This is a genomic window from Achromobacter sp. D10 (assembly GCF_035282245.1).
Classification (GTDB): domain Bacteria; phylum Pseudomonadota; class Gammaproteobacteria; order Burkholderiales; family Burkholderiaceae_B; genus Achromobacter; species Achromobacter insolitus.
In genome coordinates this window covers 1,382,969-1,397,234 of the sequence record NZ_JAYJLE010000001.1, presented here as the reverse complement: position 1 = coordinate 1,397,234, position 14,266 = coordinate 1,382,969, and the positions used below count along the sequence as shown (strand labels likewise).

Below are 14,266 nucleotides of genomic sequence, written 5' to 3'. Positions count from 1 at the left end.
AGGCGTAAGTTTGACACGGATCGCATGTCCGGATAAAGCGTGCTTACCGCACGCAATCCACGTAATAGCGGCGGTTTCCGTCCGCATCGGGCAGCTCGACGAAGCCATGGATGTCCGTGCCGAATCCCGGACATTCCCGGTTCAGTTCGCGAGAGAACTTCAAGTAATCGACGATGGTCCGATTGAACACTTCGCCCGGCACCAGCAGCGGAATCCCTGGCGGATAGGGCGTAATGAGGCTGGTGGTGATGCGGCCCTCCAGATGGTCGATCTCAACCCTTTCTGTCCGGCGCTGGGCAATGCAGGCATAGGCGTCGCAGGGCTTCATCGCCGGAGTCACGTCGGTCAGGTACATGTCCGTCGTCAGCCGGGCGATATCGTGACGGGCATACGTCGCATGCACGTGCTGGCACAAGTCGCGCAGGCCCATCCCCTCGTAGCGCGGAAACTTGCGGCAGAACTCCGGCAGGATCCGCCACATGGGCTGGTTTCGCTCATGGTCCTCCTTGAACTGCTGTAGAGCCGTCAGGAGAGAGCTCCAGCGGCCTTTGGTGATCCCTATCGTGAACATGATGAAGAAGCTGTACAGGCCCGTCTTCTCGACGATGACGCCATGCTCGGCCAGGAACTTGGTGACGATAGAAGCCGGAATGCCGCTGCCAGCGAAGTTGCCGTCCAGATCCAGCCCGGGCGTGACGATGGTGGACTTGATCGGATCCAGCATGTTGAAGCCGTCGGCCAGCGCGCCGAATCCGTGCCAGGTCGCCCCGGCGTCGCCTGCCCGAATGATCCAGTCGTCAGGCGAGCCTATGCCTTCCGGCGCAAGCGATTCCGGCCCCCACACCTTGAACCACCAATCATCCTGCGCGAAATGCGAGCCGACCTCCTTCATCGCCCGGCGGAAGTCCAACGCCTCCGCGATGCTCTCCTCCACCAGCACGGTTCCGCCGGGCGGCTCCATCATGGCCGCGGCCACGTCGCAGCTGGCGATGATGGCGTACTGGGGGCTGGTGCTGGTGTGCATCAGGTAGGCCTCGTTGAACAGGTGACGGTCCAGCCGCCGCGTCATGGAGTCCTGCGCCAGCACATGGCTGGCCTGGCTGATGCCCGCCAGCAGCTTGTGGGTAGACTGCGTGGAGAACACCAGCGATTCCCTGGGCCGCGCGCGTTGCTTGCCCATGCAGTGGTACGCGCCATAGAACGGGTGGAACACCGCATGCGGCATCCAGGCCTCGTCGAAATGCAAAGCGTCCACGTAACCGTCCAACGCCGCCTTGATCGTCTCGGTGTCGTAGATGATGCCGTCGTAGGTGGACTGCGTCAGCGCCATCACACGTGGACGGACCTCTTCGGCGTCCAGATGCTTAAGCAGCGGGTGGGCGCGAATCTTCTCCCGGATCGTCTGGACATCGAACTCGCTACGCGGAATCGGGCCGATGATGCCGAAATGGTTGCGCGTGGGCCGCAGGAACACGGGAATGGCTCCCGTCATGACGATGCTATGCAGGATCGACTTGTGGCAGTTCCGGTCCACCAGCACCACGTCGCCCGGCGCCACCATGTGGTGCCAGACGATTTTGTTGCTGGTGCTGGTGCCATTGGTCACGAAGTAGCAATGGTCCGCATTGAAGATGCGCGCCGCGTTGCGTTCGCTGGCGCCGATGGCGCCGTTGTGGTCCAGCAGCTGGCCCAGTTCCTCCACCGCGTTGCAAACGTCCGCGCGCAGCATGTTTTCACCGAAGAACTGATGGAACATCTGGCCGACCGGGCTTTTCAGGAAGGCGACGCCGCCGGAATGCCCGGGACAGTGCCAGGAATAGGAGCCGTCCTCCGCGTAATCCAGAAGCGCCTTCAGAAAGGGTGGCTTGACGCCTTCCAGATAGGCACGCGCCTCGCGGATAAGGTGCCGCGCCACGAACTCCGGCGTGTCCTCGTACATATGGATCACGCCCTGCAGCTCGCGAAGGATGTCGTTCGGAATATGCCTGGCGGTCTTGGTTTCGCCGTACAGGTAGATCGGCACGTCCGCGTTGCGGCGCCGGACTTCGTTGATGAATTCACGCAACGCCAGCAACGCGGGCGCCACGCCCTCCCCGTGAAGAAGCTCCTCGTCGTCGATGGAGAGTATGAAGGCGCTGGCACGGCTTTGCTGCTGCGCGAACAGGCTTAGATCGCCATAGCTGGTAGTCCCCAGCACGTCGAAGCCCTCGGCCTTGATGGCCTCGGCCAGGACCCGGATGCTGAGGCCGGACGTGTTCTCCGAGCGGAAGTCCTCGTCGATGATCACGATGGGAAACTGAAACTGCATGGCTGTCCTCTGACGAATCCGGGCCGCCCCCATGGCGGCCCAGCGGCAAGGACAGCCGCGCCCCCTGTGCATAGGGGTGCGCGGCAGCAGTGCGTCGCATTGGACGCTTGCAAATTATTTTGTCCTCGGTCAGAATTATATATGTCTTAGGACAAAACAAATGGCGCGGTGGCAGAGTGGCTATGCAACGGATTGCAAATCCGCGAAGGTTGGTTCGATTCCAGCCCGCGCCTCCAGTTTCCTGGCCGGGACGGATGCGGCGCTCTAGGTTGCGTGATCGCGCAGATGCTCGCGCAACGCGTCCGCGAAGGACAAGGCAATGACCGACGACGGCCAGTGCTCCGGCCACACCAGGCTCAGGTCGAAGGACGCCACCGGCTCCAGCGGCCGCAACTGATCCAGCCCGCCCGGGATGCGCGCGGCGGTCAGGCGGTCCACCAGCGCGATGCCAACGCCGCGCATCACGAGTTCCATCGCCACCGATGTCCAGAACACCTGCACGCGCCGGCGCGCGTAGACCTTCTGTTGTTCCAGCAGCGCTTCCAGCCAGAAGCGCGTGTGATCCAGGTTGTCATAGATGATGAGATCCCGGCCGGCCAGCTGTTCGACACGGATGGTGTCGAACTTTTCCAGCGGGTCGCCAGGAGGAATGGCGCAATACAGCTGCAGGCTGACCAGCGGCTCTGCCACGATGCCCGGGTGCTGCGCCGCGCAGAAGCACACGCCCATGTCCACTTGGCGCGCGGCCACCCACTCCACGATGCGCGCCGAACTGCGTGTCTGCAGCGCCACGGAAATATTGGGACGTTCCGCCATGAAACTGGCCAACACGTCAGGCATGACGGTCAAGGACAGCAGCGGCAGGGAGGCAACGGTCAGGTGCCCTTGTTTTTCGCTGCCCAGGTCCTTGATAAAGCTCTCCAGCTGCGAAATACCCGAAAAAAGCCGGTCGACCTGTCCGTAGAGCGCCCTGCCTTCGGGCGTGGGCAAGAGGCGCCCGCCCTTGCGCACGAACAGCGCCACGCCCACGCGCCGTTCCAGCTGGGCGATGTATTTGCTGGCGGCAGGCTGCGAAATCAGCAGCACCTGGGCTGCCCGGGAAACCGAGCCTTCGCGCATCACCGCCCTGAAGATTTCTATCTCTCGCACGTTCATGCGGTGACTATAACTATTTGGCTATAGACATGGCAATTATTGGTATTAGGCAGTTATGTAGTTTGTTCCTAGGATGAACGCTCGACTTCTCTCCAGGACCCATCGTGTCGGAAAACTACGCTTCCATGGAATTGCCGTTCGGCCCGGACGTCTATGCCGCGAATCTTGCGCTGCTTGCGCGAGACATCGGGACCCAGGGCCTCTCGGCGGCCATTCTGTTCGACCCCGAGAACATCTACTGGCTTACCGGCTACCGCTCCATCGGCTACTTCACCTTCCAGTGCCTGGTGGTCACCGCCGACGGCCGCATCTCCATGGTTTCACGCCAGGTCAACCACGCCGTGGCGACCGGCAACCGCAACATCGCGCGCTTCATCGCCATCGACGACGTCAGCGATCCGGTCGAGGTGCTGGCTGCCTACCTGAAAGACATCCTGCCGTCCGGCCGCATCGGCCTGGAAACGACGTCCGGCTACCTGAGCGTGGCCGCCTACAAGCAGCTGCTGGCTCGCCTGGACGCGCGCCTGGCCGACTGGCAAGGTCCCATCGAAGAGGCGCGCAAGATCAAAACCCCCGCGCAGCTGGGCTTCATGCGCCAGGCGGCGCAAGCGGCAGTCGCCGGCATCGATGCGGCGGTGCAGTCCATCGCCGTGGGCGCCACCGAAAACGACCTGGCCGCTGCCATGTTGCACGGGGCCACCAAGGCCGGAAGCGAATACACCCGCGTACCGCTGGTGGCGGTCGGGCACGCCAGCGGCGTGTGCTTCACGACCTGGCAGCGCCGCGAGCTCAAGCGAGGCGATCTGGTGTTCCTGGAGGCCGCGGCCAATATCAACCGCTATCACGCCATGATCTCGCGCAACTGCGTGGTCGGGCGCGCGACCGAGCGGCAGCGGTTCCTGGCCGGCACTGTCATCGCCGCGCTGGACGCCGCCATCGACGCCATCCGGCCCGGCGTCACGTCCGCGCAAGTGGATCAGGCTTGCCGGGCGGTTTTTGAACGCGCCGGCCTTGCGCACTACTTCGACCACCGCACCGCCTACGGCATAGGCATCGGGTTTCCGCCCAATTGGGCCGAAGGACGGTTCCTGGCGCTGCGCCCGGACGATCCCACGGTGCTCGAACCGGGAATGACCTTCCATCTCGTGCCTTCGCTGTTCATGCCCGAGGGCGGTTTCATGGCCAGCGAAAGCGTGGCTGTCGCCGAGGACGGCTGCGAAGTCCTCACCCGCTACCCGCGTGAGCTGATCGAAATCGACGCCTGACAACCAAGACCGGCGCGCCAACAACATACAAGGGGAATTGCCGTGTTGAAGAATTGGATGTATCCAACGATCGCGGTCATCGGGGTGCTGCTGCTGTGGCACTTCTCGATACCGCTTTTCGGCCTGCCTGCCTACCTGCTGCCCACGCCGCTGAGCGTGCTTGAACGGCTGTGGACGGACTCGGCCTTCCTGGGGCACCACACCTGGGTCACCTCCGTCGAGACGCTGGGCGGCTTTCTGCTCAGCATCGCCGTCGGCATACCGCTGGGCATCGTGCTGGTCTGGTCGCGTCCGCTGGAACGCGCCATCATGCCGCTGCTGGTCGTGTCGCAGGCGTTTCCCAAGGTGGCGGTCGCCCCGCTCATCATCATCTGGTTCGGCCTGGGCCTGTTTCCCAAGATCCTGATCGCCTTCTCGGTGGCCTTTTTCCCCATCGTAGTCAGCACGGTGGCCGGCATGCGTTCGGTGGACGCGGACCTCAACGACCTGGCCCGTTCGATGCGGGCGGGCGCCCTGCGGACCTTTCTGCGCATCCGCTTGCCCTATGCCCTGCCACAGATATTTTCCGGCCTGAAGGTCGCCATCGCTTTCGCCACCGTGGGTGCGGTCGTAGGTGAATGGGTGGGCGCGGAAAGCGGCTTGGGCTATGTCCTGCTGTCCGCCAACGCCAACCTGGACACCACACTGCTCTTCGCCGTGCTGGTCGCGCTCATGCTCATCGGCCTGGTCTTCTATTACCTGGTCGAATTTTCCGAACGGTTCCTGATTCCCTGGCACATCAGCGTGCGCAGCGACGCCCTGCCGTCGGTTTGATCCTGTCCTAACGGAGACTCCATCATGAAATTCCAAACCCGACTTGGCTGGGCCCTGACTTTGCTGCTGGCTGCCGGCGCCGCCAGCGCACAGGACAAATTGAGCCTGCGCCTGGACTACAGCATCTATGGCACGCATGCACCGCTGTACTACGGCATCGACAAGGGCCTCTACAAGGCCGAAGGCATAGACCTGAGCATCGGCGAAGGCAGCGGCTCGAGCAACACCGCGAAACTGGTGGCGCAGGGCATCGATCCCGTCGGCTTCATGGACTACGGCACCATGCTCAAGGGCGTGGCCGCAGGCATGCCGCTGAAGGGCATTTTCGCCGTGCACCAACGTTCGCCCATGGTCATCATCAGCCATGCCGACGCCCCCGTGCGCGCGCCCAAGGACCTGGAAGGAAAAGTCCTGGGAATGAGCGCGTCCGAATCGACGGCCCAGATGTTCCCCGTGCTGGCCGCCCTGAACGGCGTGGACCAGAAGAAAATCAACGTCATTGCCCCCGCCGTAGGCACCAAGACGGCCTTGTTCCTCCAACGGCGCGCCGACGCCATCACCGGCGTGACCTACTTCCACATCCCTCCGCTGGAAACCCAGGGCGCCAAGGTGCATTACTTCTCCTATGCCGACTTCGGCGTCAACGCGCTGGAAGGCGGACTTGCAGCCAACACCAAATGGCTGGAGGCCAATCCCGAGATTGCGCGCCGCTTCCTGCGCGCCACTCGCAAGGCCTATGAGGCGGCGCAAGCCGACCCCGCCGCTACGGTCGACGCCCTGGTGCGCCAGCGGCCCGAACAGGCGCGCAACCGCGAACAGCTGGTGCGGCAGCTGCAACTCTCGTTGCAGGCGGCCAGCACGCCCAATACCAAGGGGCTGCCGTTCGGCGTGTCTTCGGAAAAGGACTGGCAAGCCATGGTCGATCAGTTCGTTCAGTCGGGTCAGATCGCAAGCCCGGTCCCGACCAGCACGCTCTACACCAACGACTACAACAAGGACTAGACATGGCGCACCACGCAGCCCTGGCGCTCGCCCCCGACGCGGACGCGCCCGATACCGCCATCGACATCCGCGGCATGGTCCAGCGGTTCGGTTCCTACGTCGCAGTCGACGGCATCGACCTTTCCATACCCGAAGGGCAGTTCCTGTCCGTGCTCGGCCCGTCAGGCTGCGGCAAGAGCACGCTGATGCGCGCGGTGGCAGGCCTGACGCCACCCACCGCCGGTGAAATCCAAGTACTGAGGGAACGCGTGACCGAACCGGGTGCCAACGTGGGCATCGTGTTCCAGCGGGCGGCGCTCTTGCCCTGGCGCGATGTAGCCGGGAACATTTCTCTGCAACTGGAAATGCGCAATCTGCCCGCGGCACGTTACGAGGCCCGGTTGCGTGAACTGATCAAGCTCAGCGGTCTGGAAGGCTTTGAACAATGCCTGCCGCACCAGCTTTCCGGCGGCATGCAGCAGCGCGTCGCTCTATGCCGCGCGCTTATCCACAATCCCGACATCCTGCTGATGGACGAACCCTTCGGCGCCTTGGACGCGATGACGCGTGAAGCCATGAACCTTGAGCTGCAGCGGGTATGGCTGGAAAGCAAGAAGACCGTCATGTTCATCACCCACAGCATCTCGGAAGCCGTGTTCCTGTCGGATCGCGTGGTGGTGATGAGCAAGCGCCCCGGGCGGGTGGCGCTGACGGTGGACATCGACCTGCCGCGGCCGCGCGACTACACCATGGTCGGCCATCCAAACTTCGTCAAGGCGGCCACGGTCATCCGCGAGTGTTTCGATGCCGCAGGGATGACGGAATGAAGCCCATCCGCTACGACGCCGGCCCGTATCCGCGGGCGCGCCTCGCCTTCCTGTGCGTGGCCAATGCGGGCCTGACCGAAGGGGAGATGCACGCCATGGCTCCCGATGGCGTGGGACTGAGCTTCGGCCGCGTGCCCATGGCGGCCGCGTGCTCAGTGGAAAGCCTGGCCGCCATGGAGAGCGAGCTGCTCCAGGCCCTGGGCAGCCTGGCGCCGGAGCGCCGCGACATCGACGTGGTCTGCTACAACTGCACCGCCGGCAGCGTCGTGATCGGCAACGACAAGGTGCGCTCCCTGCTCGCGCAGGCACGGCCCGGTGCGATCGCGGCGACGCTGCTGGACGGCGTCACGGCGGCGCTGGCCGCGGTAGGCGCCCGTCGCCTGGCCATCGCCACCGCCTACGACGATGCGGTCAATGAGCTGGAACGACGCTGCTTCGAGGGCATGGGCTACGACGTCATCTCGTTGCAGGGCCTGGACCTGCCTGATGATGAAACCATGAACCGGGTCTCGCCCGAGTTTCTGTACGAATTCGCCCTCTCGGTGGACCGGCCCGACGCGGACGCCGTCTTCATCAGCTGCGGCGCGCTGCGCTCCACGGCCGTAATCGAACGCCTGGAGGACACGCTGGGCAAGCCCGTGATCGGCAGCAACCAGGCCAGCATGTGGCATTGCCTGCGCCTGGCTGGGGTTCGCGAACGGATGCGCGGATACGGCAGCTTGTTCAAAGACCATTGAATCCGCCCGAGCCATGGACGAAATCGATACCCGGCTGATCGGCATCCTGAGGCGGGACGCCCGCACCCCGCTTTCCGTCTTGGCCAGCAAGGCCGGCGTGTCGCGCGGCACGGTCTCCAACCGCCTGCGCAAGCTGGAGGATGACGGCGTCATTGCCGGCTATACGCTGAAGCTGCGTCCCGACGCAGACCAGGACGGCCTGCGGGCCTGGATGGGCATTACCGTGGACGGCAACCAGACTCGCGCGGTACTGGCCAGCCTGCTGGGCGAACCCAGCGTCGAACAGCTGCACGACACCAATGGCCGCTGGGACCTGTTGGCCGAAATCCGCGCCGACTCTACGGCCGACCTGTCCAAGGTGCTGGAACGCGTGCGCCTGATCAAGGGCATAGCCTCCACCGAAACCAGCATCCTGCTGGCAACGTATCGCTAGAGGCGCCCCCCCGTCCGTGCATCACGCCGGCTCGGGCTCGCCTCGCAACCGGATCTGCGCCACGGTTCTTTCCCCGCGCTGCTCCAGCAGGAACGCATGCCTGTCGGGGTACCTCAGCACCAGGCGGCGGCACAGATTCCCCAAACCGCCCCCGCCGTTGGCCAGATCGAAGGGCGCGTGCAGGCGGCCAGGGTTGTCCACCTCGATGAGCAGTTCATCTCCCTGCAACCGCGTGCGTATGCAGATGGGGAAATGCGCATGTTCCGAGCGCATGCCGTGCTTGATCGCGTTTTCCACCAAGCCCTGCAATGTCATGCGCGGGATGTTGATTTCAAGCGTGGCCGGATCGATCTGGCATCGGCATTCGAGTTTCTTGTCAAAGCGCAGCGCCTGTATGCGCACATAGGCCTCGGCAGCCTCGATTTCCTCTTCCAGCCTGGACAGCCCCCGCCCGCGCCGATCCAGCGAATAGCGCAGGTACTCTGCCAGGCTGCGAGTCATTTCCTCGGCGATGGCGGGCCGATCGGCGATCTCCGCCACGATGGTGTTAAGCGAATTGAACAGGAAATGCGGTTCGATCTGCAGCTGCAGGTGTTCCAGCTCCAGCTTCAGCGAGCGCGTCTCCGCCTTCATCTTGGACAGCCGCTCTGTGCGCGCGCTCAGTTCCGCGGACACGCCGAAATAGATCAACGTCCAGATCGAGAGCATGCCCATGTAATAGAGAAAGCCCAGCCGATACTGATTGCCCGGCAGGACCCGTATCGCGCCGGGCAGGAACAGACTGTGGATGCCATAGGCGATCGAGGCCAGCAGCGCCGATGCGGTCAGGCAGAACAGCACCGCGCAAACCAGCACCAGAAGGGGTGGATCGCCCTTGCCGGAGCGGCGGCCATGCAGCACAGCCGCCCCGCTCGTCAGGACGAATGCCAGCGGCTCCAGGGCCGCGGTAAGCCAGAAGGCCGCCGTAGCGTTGCCGAATATCGCCAGCCGGATAAAGAAACCCACGATCGCAAGAAAGACCCAACCCAGCGTCTGCGCCCGCCAGAAGCCGAGCGACGACTCCCCGGGGCTGAGGCCCTGGTTGATGGATGTGAACTTCATGAACACGCCCTCCGGGCCGGCAAAGGGTTCTCTGGAAACTGCATTGGCCTTATATTTACCCGCGTGCCAGACCGCACGACTATACCCGCCACATCACGGCGCCAGGGAGGAGAATGCTGCGCGCGCTTGTCATTGACGATGAAGCCCCGGCGCGGCGCTACCTGCGCCGGCTGCTCGAAGCCTCGGCCGCCGTCCACGTCGCGGGCGAAGCCGGAACGCTCGAACAGGCGCGTACCTTGATCCGCGAGCATCGTCCCGACGTCCTGTTCCTGGATATCGAACTGACTTCCGGAACCGGCTTCGATCTGCTGGACGAGCTGGAGGCTCCGCCCGCCGTGGTCTTCGTCACCGCGCACAGCGACTACGCAGCCCGTGCGTTCGACGTCCAGGCCGTCGACTACCTGCTCAAGCCCGTCCGTCCGGACCGGCTCGAACAGACGCTGGCGCGGCTGCGCCCGCGCGCCAGCGATCATCTGACGCTGCGGACCCGCAACGGCACCAAGCTCATCAAAGTCCATGAACTGACCATGGCGCAGGCGCAGGGAGACTACGTGCTGCTTTGCAGCGCCCTGCACGCGAATGAACTGATGCACATCACCTTCAAGCGCCTGGCGGCCCAGTTGCCCTGCCCGCCTTTTTGCGCCTTGTCCCGGTCCGTCATCATGAATCTGGAACATATCTCTCATCTGTCGGCGCTGCCCGGCGCGCAGACGGAGGTGACGTTCAATAATGGCGTCGCTGCCGTCGTGCTGGGCCGGGTCGCGTCGCAGCGCCTGCGGCGCGCGGTAGCGCAGCGTTGAACCGTTCGGCGCGGCATGGCCCGCGCCGGGAATGGACCGCCGCGCCCCGCTACTGCACCGGAATGGTGCCGATTGTCATCGAGCGGCGGCGGGATTTCACCCTATTTTCGACGAAACAGGGGTTTGCCTCGACCAAACGTCGGTCTGGCAGGCGGCGTCAATAGCCTATCGGGTAGCCATCCTTGCGATGATCCGATGCGGCCAGGTAGCCGCCCTGCTCAAGCCGCATGGCCATCTGCGCGCTGCCGAACTCCAGATCAAAGCGTGGCGCCACGTCTACCTTGTGGCCGCAGGCGCGCAGATGCTCGACGGCTTCCGGCGGGCAGTTCCATTCCACCGCCACGCCGACGTTGTCGTCCTTGATGCGCCAGCGCGGCGCGTCGCTGGCGGCCTGCGGGTTCTGGCCGAAGTCCGCCAGGCGGCTGGTGACCTGCAAGTGGCCTTGCGCCTGCATGGACCCGCCCATGACGCCGAAGCTCATCAACGGGCGCCCACGCTTCATCAGGAAGCCAGGAATGATGGTGTGGAACGGCCGCTTACCCGGCGCCACCACATTGGGATGCCCGGGCTTCGTGGAAAAGCCCCAACCACGGTTCTGCATCGCGATGCCCGTTCCCGGCACCACCACGCCAGACCCGAAGCCCTTGAAGTTTGACTGGATGAACGACACCATGGTGCCGTGCCGGTCGGCGGCAGTCAGATACACCGTGCCGCCGCTATGCGGATCGCCCGGCCGAGGCGCGCCCGCGCGATCCGGATCGATCAGCTTCGCGCGTTCGGCCAGGTAGGCCGGATCCAGCAACTGCGCGCTGGACACTTTCATGTGAGCTGGATCGCCTACGTGTTCGTACAGATCGGCGAAAGCCAGGCGCATGGCTTCTATTTGCAGGTGCAGCGCGCGGCCGCTATCGCGACCGCAACTGGCCAGGTCGAAATTTTCCAGCATGCCCAACGCCATCAATGCGCCGATGCCCTGTCCGTTCGGACCGATCTCGAACAGTTCCAGGTCCCGGTACCGCATGCCTATCGGCCCCACCCAGTCGGCGGCATGGTTCGCCATGTCGGCCTCGGTGATGTAGCCGCCCGTATTGCGCGCGTGGGCCGCGATCGCCGCAGCCAGTTCACCGCGATAGAAGCTTTCGCCCTTGCTGCGGGCGATGCTCTCCAGCGTGCTGGCCTGACCCGGGCTGCGAAACCGTTCTCCGGGCAGCGGCGCCCGGCCGCCCGGCGCAAAGGATTCGGAAAACCCCGGCTGGCCGCTCAGGCGCGGCACCTGCTTCTGCCATTGGCGATGGACCGTGGGCGACACCAGGTAGCCGTCCCGCGCATAGCGTATGGCAGGTTCGAACAGGTCTTCGAACGGCAGCGAGCCGAACTTCTCCCAGATGGCGCGCCAGCCGGATACAACGCCGGGCACGGTCACGCTGCCCCAGCCGATCGGGTCCATGCCGTCCAGGTGGGCGAATCTGCCGGTCTCCCAGGCCGCCGGCGCGCGTCCGGACGCGTTCAGTCCATGCAGGCGTCCGCCATGCCAGACGATAGCGAACATGTCGCCGCCGATGCCGTTCATGCACGGCTCGACCACTGTCAACGCTATGGCGGTGGCCAGCGCCGCATCGACCGCGTTGCCGCCGCGGGCGTACATCTGCAGGCCGGCGGCGCTGGCCAAGGGCTGCGACGTGCTGACCACGTTGTCCGCCAGCACGGGCATGCGCTGCGATGCATAGGGAAGCTGCCAGAAGGGATCGTTGGGTATGGGCATGGGATGGCTACTTGCTTGCGGTGATGTTCAAGGCCTTGACCTTGTCGCGCCAGAATGCCTGCTGGTCCAGGATGAACTGCGGCAGTGTCTTCGCCGGAATCTCGCTGATCTGGAAGCCCTGGGCTTCGATGGCCTTACGGAATCCTGCATCGCCCTGCGCCTTGGCAAGCGCGCCGGCCACGATATCCAGCCGGTCCTTCGGCGTGCCCTTGGGAGCCATCAGCGCAAACAGGTTCTCGGCTTCGAGGCCCTGTACGCCCAATTCCTTGAGCGTAGGCACGTCGGGCATGACGGGCAGGCGTTTGGCGGAGGCCACGCCCAGCACGTCGATGCGGCCGCCCTGCTTGTGCGGCAAGGAGCTTGTCACGCTGTCGAACATGAATACCGATGCACCCGAGATCACCTCGGGCAAGGCTTGGCTGCTGCCCTTGTAGGGGATCTGCAGCGCGTCCACGCCTGCCTGCTCCTTGAAGATTTCACCTTCCAGGTTGGACAGCGTGCCCGCGCCCATCGACGCGTAGTTGTACTTGCCCGGCGCTGCCTTCAGGTAGGCCACCAGGCTGGCATAGTCCTTGATCCCCAGCGTTGAAGGCGTCACCAGGATGTGCGGGGCGCTCGCTATCGCGCCCACCGCATCGAAATCTCCATCCAGCGACACCTGCTGTTTGCCGTTGAGCGCTTCGTAGATCGAGTTGGACATCACCGACGAGATATACAGCGTATAGCCGTCCGCCTCGGAGCGCGCTGCCGCCTGCATGCCAATCAAGCCGCCCGCGCCGGGCCGATTCAATACCACCACGGACTGGCCCAGCGTATCGCCCAGCTTCTGGCTCAGCTCGCGCGCCAGCACGTCGGTTGCGCCGCCAGGCGGGAACGACAGGATCAACTGGATCGAACGCTGCGGAAAGTCCGCCGCCCCCGCGCCTGCCGCCGCCGACAACGCCAGCACGGCAAAGGCGCGCCTCAGAAAACGGATTCCTTGCGGCCGCGTGACGGCGCGGCCCGATTTGCAAACAACAGTAGCCATGCGATTCCCCTTGAATGAAGAGCTGCCCGCGGGTCTGTTGCCCGTGTGTCGTGGCGGCCCTGATCAGCCCATTCTATGAATTGCCTTTCAGGCAATCAATATCAATAATTAGCACCTTGATTGCGTTTTTGTGAATCGAATCATGCTCAGCACCGCGCACCGCTATTTCCTGGAAGTCGTCCGCGCTGGCAGCATCAAGGACGCCGCGGCCGCCCTGCATGTGGCGCCCTCGGCAATCAGCCGGCAAGTCGCCAAATTGGAGGAAGGCTGTGGCGCAGCCTTGTTCGAACGCCGACCGCATGGCATGGAATTGACGCGGGCAGGGGAAATGCTGGCCGACTACGCGCGTCGCGTCGCCATGGACGCGGAACACGTGCTGCGCGACATCCGCAGCTTGCGCCACGCGGAACTGACCACCATCCGTATCGGCTCGAACGAGGCCGTGGCGCGCAACGTGTTGCCGCCGATCCTGGGCGCCTATCGTTCCCGCAACCCCGGCGTTGCGTTCCAGGTTCACGTCGCGTCGCCGGGTGTCGTGACGCAGCGCCTGCGCGACGGCAGCATCGACGTGGGCCTGGCCTTCAGCCTGAACGCAGGCAGCGGCATCGATGTGCGCTACGAGATCGTCTCGCCCGTGCGCGCCATCATGGTGCCTGGTCATCCGCTTGCCGGGCGCGGCAGCGTGTCGCTGGAAGACCTGCGGCAGTATCCGATAGCGTTGACGGATTCTGGCACCACCGTGCGCCTGCTGTTCGACAGCTCGGCCGCCGGCAGCGATGGCCCGCCCTTCGATGTCGCCTACTCGAGCAATTCCTCCTCGGTCATCCGCGCCGTCGTCGAGGCCGGCCACGCCGTCACGCTGGCCGGCGAGATCACCCTCGCCGAACCGTTGCGCAGCGGCGCGCTGGTCGCCGTGGCATTGCAGCAGCCGATATTCGCCGAGCGCACGCTGCAGGTCCAGACCGCGAGCCACGCCCAGTTACCCGAAACGACAGACGCATTTGTGCTGCACTTGATCGAAGCCCTATCCCCAGGCGCGCATCAACGCAATTCTTGA

At 64.4% G+C, this 14,266-nt stretch carries 13 protein-coding genes and 1 tRNA gene; 9 read left to right on the top strand and 5 right to left on the bottom strand.

Annotated features, from left to right (window positions below):
- Window positions 1-43: 43 nt before the first annotated feature.
- Window positions 44-2,308: an arginine/lysine/ornithine decarboxylase gene (locus VCS63_RS06620; RefSeq protein ID WP_323878998.1), complete on the bottom strand. Its 2,265-nt coding sequence runs from the start codon at window positions 2,306-2,308 to the stop codon at window positions 44-46.
- Window positions 2,309-2,470: 162 nt separating this feature from the next.
- On the opposite strand from VCS63_RS06620, the gene VCS63_RS06615 reads away from it, so the two are divergent.
- Window positions 2,471-2,544 (top strand) — tRNA-Cys (locus tag VCS63_RS06615).
- Between the two features lie 28 nt (window positions 2,545-2,572).
- On the opposite strand, the gene VCS63_RS06610 is transcribed toward VCS63_RS06615, so the two are convergent.
- Complete coding sequence (locus VCS63_RS06610) at window positions 2,573-3,463, bottom strand: LysR family transcriptional regulator (RefSeq protein WP_042795295.1); 891 nt, start codon at window positions 3,461-3,463, stop codon at window positions 2,573-2,575.
- A gap of 104 nt (window positions 3,464-3,567) precedes the next feature.
- Here VCS63_RS06610 and VCS63_RS06605 point away from each other — a divergent pair, with 104 nt between their 5' ends.
- The 6 genes from VCS63_RS06605 to VCS63_RS06580 are packed head-to-tail and all read left to right on the top strand — an operon-like array spanning window position 3,568 to window position 8,519.
- Window positions 3,568-4,728, top strand: coding sequence for a M24 family metallopeptidase (locus VCS63_RS06605; RefSeq protein ID WP_131798616.1), 1,161 nt, complete (start codon window positions 3,568-3,570; stop codon window positions 4,726-4,728).
- Window positions 4,729-4,785: 57 nt separating this feature from the next.
- Window positions 4,786-5,541 carry an ABC transporter permease gene (locus VCS63_RS06600; protein ID WP_042795296.1) on the top strand — a complete coding sequence of 252 codons (756 nt, stop codon included), beginning with the start codon at window positions 4,786-4,788 and terminating at the stop codon, window positions 5,539-5,541.
- 24 nt (window positions 5,542-5,565) lie between these two features.
- Window positions 5,566-6,543, top strand: a complete 978-nt coding sequence (locus tag VCS63_RS06595; RefSeq protein ID WP_063639498.1) for an ABC transporter substrate-binding protein — start codon at window positions 5,566-5,568, stop codon at window positions 6,541-6,543.
- Between the two features lie 2 nt (window positions 6,544-6,545).
- Window positions 6,546-7,349 carry an ABC transporter ATP-binding protein gene (locus tag VCS63_RS06590; RefSeq protein ID WP_278487049.1) on the top strand — a complete coding sequence of 268 codons (804 nt, stop codon included), beginning with the start codon at window positions 6,546-6,548 and terminating at the stop codon, window positions 7,347-7,349.
- Window positions 7,346-8,086 (top strand): arylmalonate decarboxylase, encoded by a 741-nt coding sequence (locus tag VCS63_RS06585; protein WP_323878994.1) that lies wholly within the window; start codon window positions 7,346-7,348, stop codon window positions 8,084-8,086. The genes VCS63_RS06590 and VCS63_RS06585 overlap by 4 nt, the downstream gene beginning before the upstream one ends.
- Before the next feature lie 13 nt (window positions 8,087-8,099).
- Window positions 8,100-8,519: an Lrp/AsnC family transcriptional regulator gene (locus VCS63_RS06580; RefSeq protein ID WP_149063645.1), complete on the top strand. Its 420-nt coding sequence runs from the start codon at window positions 8,100-8,102 to the stop codon at window positions 8,517-8,519.
- 21 nt (window positions 8,520-8,540) lie between these two features.
- Here VCS63_RS06580 and VCS63_RS06575 read toward each other — a convergent pair whose 3' ends face one another.
- Window positions 8,541-9,620 carry a sensor histidine kinase gene (locus tag VCS63_RS06575; protein WP_063639495.1) on the bottom strand — a complete coding sequence of 360 codons (1,080 nt, stop codon included), beginning with the start codon at window positions 9,618-9,620 and terminating at the stop codon, window positions 8,541-8,543.
- A 113-nt stretch (window positions 9,621-9,733) separates the two neighbouring features.
- Here VCS63_RS06575 and VCS63_RS06570 point away from each other — a divergent pair, with 113 nt between their 5' ends.
- Window positions 9,734-10,420 carry a LytR/AlgR family response regulator transcription factor gene (locus VCS63_RS06570; protein WP_063639494.1) on the top strand — a complete coding sequence of 229 codons (687 nt, stop codon included), beginning with the start codon at window positions 9,734-9,736 and terminating at the stop codon, window positions 10,418-10,420.
- A gap of 157 nt (window positions 10,421-10,577) precedes the next feature.
- Here the strand turns inward: VCS63_RS06570 and VCS63_RS06565 are convergent, their stop codons facing one another.
- Window positions 10,578-12,182, bottom strand: coding sequence for a gamma-glutamyltransferase family protein (locus VCS63_RS06565; protein ID WP_323878991.1), 1,605 nt, complete (start codon window positions 12,180-12,182; stop codon window positions 10,578-10,580).
- Window positions 12,183-12,189: 7 nt separating this feature from the next.
- Window positions 12,190-13,209 carry a Bug family tripartite tricarboxylate transporter substrate binding protein gene (locus tag VCS63_RS06560; protein ID WP_082884494.1) on the bottom strand — a complete coding sequence of 340 codons (1,020 nt, stop codon included), beginning with the start codon at window positions 13,207-13,209 and terminating at the stop codon, window positions 12,190-12,192.
- A gap of 142 nt (window positions 13,210-13,351) precedes the next feature.
- On the opposite strand from VCS63_RS06560, the gene VCS63_RS06555 reads away from it, so the two are divergent.
- A complete protein-coding gene (locus VCS63_RS06555) occupies window positions 13,352-14,266 on the top strand; it encodes a LysR family transcriptional regulator (protein WP_323878988.1) in 915 nt (304 codons plus the stop codon).

Excerpts from the sequence above, each read along its gene's own strand:
- VCS63_RS06620 (WP_323878998.1), bottom strand. The coding sequence starts at position 2,308 with ATGCAGTTTCAGTTTCCCATCGTGATCATCGACGAGGACTTCCGCTCG.
- VCS63_RS06610 (WP_042795295.1), bottom strand. The coding sequence starts at position 3,463 with ATGAACGTGCGAGAGATAGAAATCTTCAGGGCGGTGATGCGCGAAGGC.
- VCS63_RS06600 (WP_042795296.1), top strand. The coding sequence starts at position 4,786 with ATGTATCCAACGATCGCGGTCATCGGGGTGCTGCTGCTGTGGCACTTC.
- VCS63_RS06595 (WP_063639498.1), top strand. The coding sequence starts at position 5,566 with ATGAAATTCCAAACCCGACTTGGCTGGGCCCTGACTTTGCTGCTGGCT.
- VCS63_RS06590 (WP_278487049.1), top strand. The coding sequence starts at position 6,546 with ATGGCGCACCACGCAGCCCTGGCGCTCGCCCCCGACGCGGACGCGCCC.
- VCS63_RS06585 (WP_323878994.1), top strand. The coding sequence starts at position 7,346 with ATGAAGCCCATCCGCTACGACGCCGGCCCGTATCCGCGGGCGCGCCTC.
- VCS63_RS06580 (WP_149063645.1), top strand. The coding sequence starts at position 8,100 with ATGGACGAAATCGATACCCGGCTGATCGGCATCCTGAGGCGGGACGCC.
- VCS63_RS06575 (WP_063639495.1), bottom strand. The coding sequence starts at position 9,620 with ATGAAGTTCACATCCATCAACCAGGGCCTCAGCCCCGGGGAGTCGTCG.
- VCS63_RS06570 (WP_063639494.1), top strand. The coding sequence starts at position 9,734 with ATGCTGCGCGCGCTTGTCATTGACGATGAAGCCCCGGCGCGGCGCTAC.
- VCS63_RS06565 (WP_323878991.1), bottom strand. The coding sequence starts at position 12,182 with ATGCCCATACCCAACGATCCCTTCTGGCAGCTTCCCTATGCATCGCAG.
- VCS63_RS06560 (WP_082884494.1), bottom strand. The coding sequence starts at position 13,209 with ATGGCTACTGTTGTTTGCAAATCGGGCCGCGCCGTCACGCGGCCGCAA.
- VCS63_RS06555 (WP_323878988.1), top strand. The coding sequence starts at position 13,352 with ATGCTCAGCACCGCGCACCGCTATTTCCTGGAAGTCGTCCGCGCTGGC.